Annotated in this window: 6 protein-coding genes; 4 read left to right on the forward strand and 2 right to left on the reverse strand. The window is 53.2% G+C overall.

Going from position 1 to position 6,000, the window contains the following annotated elements:
- The first annotated feature begins 147 nt into the window (after positions 1 to 147).
- On the forward strand, positions 148 to 1,416 hold the full coding sequence (gene ilvA, locus CHH75_RS15960) for a threonine ammonia-lyase IlvA (RefSeq protein ID WP_095398648.1): 1,269 nt from the start codon (positions 148 to 150) through the stop codon (positions 1,414 to 1,416).
- Positions 1,417 to 1,533: 117 nt separating this feature from the next.
- Here ilvA and CHH75_RS15965 read toward each other — a convergent pair whose 3' ends face one another.
- Both CHH75_RS15965 and CHH75_RS15970 read right to left on the reverse strand, forming a co-directional pair.
- Complete coding sequence (locus tag CHH75_RS15965) at positions 1,534 to 2,466, reverse strand: hypothetical protein (protein WP_095398649.1); 933 nt, start codon at positions 2,464 to 2,466, stop codon at positions 1,534 to 1,536.
- A 121-nt stretch (positions 2,467 to 2,587) separates the two neighbouring features.
- Positions 2,588 to 3,253 carry a DUF1129 family protein gene (locus tag CHH75_RS15970; protein ID WP_095398650.1) on the reverse strand — a complete coding sequence of 222 codons (666 nt, stop codon included), beginning with the start codon at positions 3,251 to 3,253 and terminating at the stop codon, positions 2,588 to 2,590.
- Between the two features lie 291 nt (positions 3,254 to 3,544).
- Here CHH75_RS15970 and CHH75_RS15975 point away from each other — a divergent pair, with 291 nt between their 5' ends.
- The 3 genes from CHH75_RS15975 to CHH75_RS15985 all read left to right on the forward strand — a co-directional run bounded on the left by CHH75_RS15975 (position 3,545) and on the right by CHH75_RS15985 (position 5,675).
- A complete protein-coding gene (locus CHH75_RS15975; protein ID WP_095398651.1) occupies positions 3,545 to 3,847 on the forward strand; it encodes a hypothetical protein in 303 nt (100 codons plus the stop codon).
- Between the two features lie 146 nt (positions 3,848 to 3,993).
- Positions 3,994 to 4,824, forward strand: a complete 831-nt coding sequence (locus tag CHH75_RS15980; RefSeq protein ID WP_095398652.1) for an alpha/beta hydrolase family protein — start codon at positions 3,994 to 3,996, stop codon at positions 4,822 to 4,824.
- A 74-nt stretch (positions 4,825 to 4,898) separates the two neighbouring features.
- A complete protein-coding gene (locus CHH75_RS15985; protein WP_095398653.1) occupies positions 4,899 to 5,675 on the forward strand; it encodes a DODA-type extradiol aromatic ring-opening family dioxygenase in 777 nt (258 codons plus the stop codon).
- Positions 5,676 to 6,000 lie beyond the last annotated feature (325 nt).

A 6,000-nucleotide genomic window follows, 5' to 3' on the forward strand; every position in this document is an offset into this window, starting at 1 on the left:
AGGCTATCCGGCAATGATCTGGCGGGAATATGCCAGAAAGGGCGAGAAATTTTCATGAAAAGTGTTACAATGGTAGGAAAGAACGATTCAAGGCTGCAACATGGCTTCATGCATACATGGCGGCGAAGTGGAGTGTGATCAGGAGAAATGGAAGAAACCTATACATCAAGAAGGCTAGTCAGCATGGAAGACATCGTGCGCGCCCATCACGTCCTTCGCGAAGTGATTGTGCGGACGCCGCTTCAGAGAGATGCCGTGCTGTCGGCCAAGTATGATTGTGACGTATATTTGAAGCGCGAGGATTTGCAGGTTGTTCGCTCCTTCAAGATTCGAGGGGCCTACAATATGATCCGCAGCTTGTCCGAGCAGGAGCGGGAGGCGGGCATCGTGTGTGCCAGTGCGGGGAATCATGCCCAAGGCGTGGCCTTTTCCTGCAATGCGCTGGAGATCAAGGGCAAAATCTACATGCCGAGCACAACCCCGAACCAGAAGGTGAAGATGGTCAAGCGTTTTGGCGGCGGTTATGTCGAGGTCATTCTGATCGGGGACACGTTTGATGATGCCTACCATGAAGCGATGAAAGCGTGCAATGAACACGGGATGACCTTCATTCATCCGTTTGATGAAGCGAAGATCATTGCGGGCAACGGCACCATTGGCATGGAAATCATGGAAGATATGGACACGCCGGCGGATTATATGTTTGTGACGATTGGCGGAGGCGGGCTTGCGGCTGGAGTCGCTACGTATGTGAAAACAGTCAGTCCCTCAACGAAGCTGATCGGCGTCGAGCCGTCCGGTGCGGCTTCCATGATGGAGGCGCTCAAGCAGGGGGAAGTGGTGACGATGGACGAAATCGACAAGTTCGTCGATGGCGCCGCCGTCAAGCGTGTCGGCCAGCTGACCTATGACATCTGCAGCGGGCTGCTGGACGATATCGTGACGGTCCCGGAAGGTAAGGCGTGCACAACCATTCTGGAGCTGTATAACGAAAATGCCATCGTTGTGGAACCGGCCGGCTCGCTGGCGGTGGCGGCGCTTGACCTGAACCGGGAGCTGATTCGAGGGAAGAAGGTCGTCTGCATTATCAGCGGCGGCAACAACGATATCGACCGGATGCAGGAGATCAAGGAGCGCTCCCTGATCTATGAAGGATTGAAGCATTACTTCATGATCAACTTTCCGCAGCGTGCGGGGGCACTCCGCGAGTTTCTGGAGGAAGTGCTTGGGCCTGATGATGACATCGCCCGCTTCGAATATACGAAGAAGCACAACAAGGAGAACGGCCCGGCCCTTGTCGGCATCGAGCTGCTTCGGCCGGAGGATTACGAGCCGCTGATCGAGCGCATGCAGCGCAAGGGCATTCAATATACGGAACTGAACAAGAATATGAATCTGTTCAATCTGCTCATCTGAGACGCGGTGTCTCCGATGCGGATTCAAGGGATTTCTTGAACGAAAAAAGAGCGATCCATCGCCCCCGGGTGTTTCCGGCGCGATAGATCGCTTTTTACGTATGAGTTGGTTTGCCGCTTAGCTGTTCGGTACCAGATCGGCCCGATACTTCCATACCTCTTGGGTCAGCTTTCCGTCATTGTCCTTCAGGATATCATACCAGCCCTTCAGCTTGGTCAGGAAGCTGCTGCCGGATAGATCGCCGCTGACCGCCTTGCGGATCGCTTCCAGCGCTTCCGGATTGACGGTGTTGGAGGTGTACTGGAACAGCGGGGTGTTGTTATAGCCGTAGAACAGGCTGATCTCGTTGAATTTCAGCATCTGTCTCACGTCTTTGGCACGGTTGGAGTTCGGATGGTTCTTCAGGAACACCTCCTGCGCAAGCGCGCGCTCAATGACCTCCGACCATGGGATGACCAGCGCTGCATCACTCACGGCGACCTTCTCGGATTCCACCACCATGATGTCGATGTAATCCTGAATATCCTTGCTGATATAAGGCTTGTAGGGCAGCAAGGTTTTGTAGTCGATAATCGGGAACACAACCCCCTCGGCGGTATGAAGCCGATAGCCGCTATCCCTCAAATCCGCTAGCAGGCTGCGGAGGTTCGTGTCCTTGATTTTGCTGATGGTTGTATTGATCGGTTCCCCGTACTTGTACACTTTCATAATCGTTTCCTGGGTGCCGGGGGTGAACATCCTGTCGGTATATGCGCCAAGCTTTGCATTCATGGCATTCTCAAGCCTCAGCACAAGCAGGGTAGCCTGGTACTGGCTGACACTTCGAATATGCTTCGTAATATACGCTTTGGCGTAAGGAATGTCCTTCTCCTTCAGCAGCTTGACCGCTTTGTTATATACGGCCTTGGCATAAGCTGCTGCTTTGCTTGACGACGATGTCGTCTGATCTGTGGCGGATGCGGCTATTGCAGCACCGGAAACAGCGAAAGTCTGAAAAGATAAGGCGAGTACAACAATCATGGCTGCTGCTGACATTTTTGATTTCATCATGGAACACTCCCTATTTTCCACATTTCCCCTATCTTAACATTATCTTAGCTTAAGAAGATGACAATGTGGGTGACAAAAGTTGAACTTTTTGTCATTCTGTCGGATGCAGTCATGCCACCGGTCAGGTTCTTCTGAACAGCAGTCTCGTGCCCAGAAGTCCGATCAGGAAGAGGAGCAGACTGGTTCCGGGATGAAGGCTCAGTACCGGGAGCCATTGATCGAGCCAGAAGCCTATGGCAATAATGACGATTGCGATAACGGCATAGATGGCGATTCCGCGCACATGGACCGTCGGCTTGGTTTTGGGGTCGGTCTGAGCACTGCTTTTTGTAAGTCCATTCATCACGAGATTGATCAGCACGGAAGCGCCCGCTGCCAGCAGGATCAGGGTCGAAATCGGAATTTGGCGCGCTCGCTCAAGCGGACCGCCGATCCATAACGTCACAAAGCCGATCAAGGCATGAATGAGAAAAAACCACGTCAATGCGATCCAGGGAATCATGAGCTGGTATTGAAGCCGGGACATGCTCTTTCTCTCCGGGAGCTGCTGGGCGAGCTTGCGGCAATAGGCCTCCGGATGTTCCCCGAACACTTCTTCAGCTGTTTTGCCTTCAGCCTGTGCTTCAAGCAGCTGCTTGGCGATGTCCAGCAGAAGCGCCTCGCCCCTTGCTTCCTGCCCTCTTGTGGTGCGGATGTATACGACCATATCTGTATAGTACGCCAGGTTGGAGGGCGTCATGGCTTCCTGAAGCTTGTTGTTTTCTTGTATCATCTGTCTTATGTTCATGGCTGTTGTCCTCCACGGTGTAAAATGAGTTTTATCCTTGTTTTAAGCGTTCCCCAGCGTTCCTGGAATGGCCGGGGCGACGCGTTTCCTTTTTTCGTCAGGGCGTTTGAAGCGACCTGTAATAGCATAATGGGATCGGGTCCTGCCATGCAAGATGGTAGGCGAGGACCGAAGGCGGGGAGGGTGTCACTTTTGTGAACGGAGTATAATTCCGACATTCCTACTTCACAATAATAACTATTCGGAATCATGATAAAGCCCTAAGTTACAGGGCGGTAAAGGAGGATTAACATGGCTGACAATGACAACGATCAGTTTCACAATCACCAGGAGCGTTTTCCAGGCAGAGAGGATACCGGGCAAGGTTTGAACACTTTGCAGGCTGGCAGCTCGGCGGATGCACGGCGCAGCAATACCGGCGACTGGAAGGTTGGCCGGCCGGTGGAGGGCGATGTCGAGCAGATCGAAGACACGGAATTCGCCAAAGAAACGCTGTGGGGGGAAGACAACGCCGGAGAGAATGACGAAAGCTGGATGAGACAATGGAACGGGCGCGAAGAGACACACGCCATGTTCCGTCAAAGCTATGAATAAGCAGAGGCCGTCGTTTCATCAGGCATAACCCTCCGCATTGACAATCCCGCGATCCCAATGCTAAGATAAGTTCAAATATTAATCTTATTAAACTTATCGGAATTTGTTTAATTGGAAATTGAAGTTGATCGTGGGGAGGATTCGGCATGGAGCGGCAAATTACAATCCGGCACAATCAGGAGGAAATGACAGCAACGATACATTATCCCGCTGCGGGGGGAAGTGAGAAGACAGGCAGATGCAGCCGCATTCCGCTGGTTGTCATCTGCCATGGCTTCGTCGGGAGCCGCATCGGGGTGGATCGGCTGTTCGTCAAGACGGCACGCCAGCTGTCCGCGGAGGGGTATATGGTGATCCGCTTCGATTACATCGGCTGTGGCGAGAGCTCGGGCTGCTATGGCAGCGAAGGACTGGAGTCGATGATTGCCCAGACGCGAAGCGTTCTTGATTACGGGGTGAGCTGCGCCGATGTCGATCCGACCCGCGTGACACTGATCGGACACAGTCTTGGCGGTGCGGTGGCGATTCACACAGCGGTCAGAGACCGCCGGGTTAAAAATCTGGTGCTCTGGGCGGCGGTAGGCTATCCGTTTAACGATATTGTGAAAATCACGGGACGCGACGTCTACGACACGTCCGTGAAGGAAGGCAAAGCGGATTACCTTGGCTATGAGCTGACGCCGGTATTCTTCGAATCGCTGGCAACGGTGCAGCCGTTCCAGGAAGCGGTGCGATTCGCGGGGAATGTGCTGGTCATTCACGGGACGTCGGATGAAATCATTCCGGTCGACTACGCATTTCTGTACCAGAAGGTATTCTGGATGCGGCAGGAGGGCCGGTGCGATAAAGAGATCATCTTCCAGGGCGACCATACATTCTCGGCGGGCCCGCAGCGGGAGCAGCTTCTCAACCGCACGACAGCGTGGCTGAACGGGCTTGAGTCGGCCCAGCAGGAATGGCAGCACTGGATGATATAAACGTATTTGGCATGGCGGGCGGTTAACGGTTACAATAGAGTTGTCCCTTGATTATGAAGCTGGAGGTGGCATCGATGACGTTATCCGCTTTATTTATTGCCCACGGCTCGCCGATGATGGCGCTTGAGAACAACGAATATACCCGTTTTCTGGAACGTCTGGGCCAAGAGCTGCCGACTCCAAAAGGAATTGCCGTCTTCTCGGCCCACTGGGATGATGCGGATCAACGAATGACCGGAGACCAGCAGCATCAGACCATGCATGATTTTTACGGCTTTCCGGAGGAGATGTACCAACTGACGTATCCAGCTCCAGGAAGCGCGGAACTGACGGCTCGCATCAGCGCCTGTTTCGAGGCAGGCAATCTGCATGCCAAGACCGTAACCGGCAGGGGACTGGATCATGGCGCTTGGGTGGTTCTGAAGAAGATGTACCCGGCGGCCGACATCCCGGTTATCGCCTTATCGGTGGATTCCAAGCGTTCTCCGAAGGAGCAATATGATATTGGCGCAATGCTGTCCGAATTGCGGCAGGAAGGCATCCTGATTATCGGGAGCGGCGGCCTGGTTCATAATTTGCGAATGATCCATGAGAGCGAGGAGCCGGATAACTGGGCAGTGGAATTTGATGAGTGGATTGCGGAGCAGCTGGCTAGCTGGAATCTCCCTTCACTGTTTAATTATGACAAAAAAGCGCCCCATGCCCGCCACGCCGTGCCTTCTTACGGAATGGAGCATTTTGTTCCTCTGTTCTATGCGATGGGAGCTGCCGATAATGGCCGCAAGGCAAAGCGATTGTTCCAATCTTACCAATATGGCAGTTTGAGCTTGAACTGCTGGTCATTTGAATAAGAGATGATAAGGCGCCGGGCTTGGTTATCCAAGCTCGGCTTTTGTTGTGCGCGTAAGGAGCGGGAGTTGGCCGAACTGGGTAATTTACGGAACAATGCGTGTTCAGCACTGCGAAGGCGGCTCGACTTCCGATTAATAGGCATTCGGTTGGTGATGATGGTAGCCCACCCTAATATAAAAGGTGATCGAGAAGTTGTCTCGATCACCTTCGGGGGAGTATAAGATTGGGAGTTACACTTTATGCTGACCTGGGTCGAGGATGATCAAGCTCCTCATCCAGGCGTTAAGCCGTTTGTTTTTTCATGCGGGCTGCCGGTGTATGTCT

Source organism: Paenibacillus sp. 7541, from assembly GCF_002276395.1.
In the GTDB taxonomy this organism is placed as follows: Bacteria; Bacillota; Bacilli; order Paenibacillales; family Paenibacillaceae; genus Paenibacillus_AQ; species Paenibacillus_AQ campinasensis.

What these genes read in the sequence shown, in the direction of transcription:
- ilvA (WP_095398648.1), top strand. Translation starts at nt 148, where the DNA reads ATGGAAGAAACCTATACATCAAGAAGGCTAGTCAGCATGGAAGACATC.
- CHH75_RS15965 (WP_095398649.1), bottom strand. Translation starts at nt 2,466, where the DNA reads ATGATGAAATCAAAAATGTCAGCAGCAGCCATGATTGTTGTACTCGCC.
- CHH75_RS15970 (WP_095398650.1), bottom strand. Translation starts at nt 3,253, where the DNA reads ATGAACATAAGACAGATGATACAAGAAAACAACAAGCTTCAGGAAGCC.
- CHH75_RS15975 (WP_095398651.1), top strand. Translation starts at nt 3,545, where the DNA reads ATGGCTGACAATGACAACGATCAGTTTCACAATCACCAGGAGCGTTTT.
- CHH75_RS15980 (WP_095398652.1), top strand. Translation starts at nt 3,994, where the DNA reads ATGGAGCGGCAAATTACAATCCGGCACAATCAGGAGGAAATGACAGCA.
- CHH75_RS15985 (WP_095398653.1), top strand. Translation starts at nt 4,899, where the DNA reads ATGACGTTATCCGCTTTATTTATTGCCCACGGCTCGCCGATGATGGCG.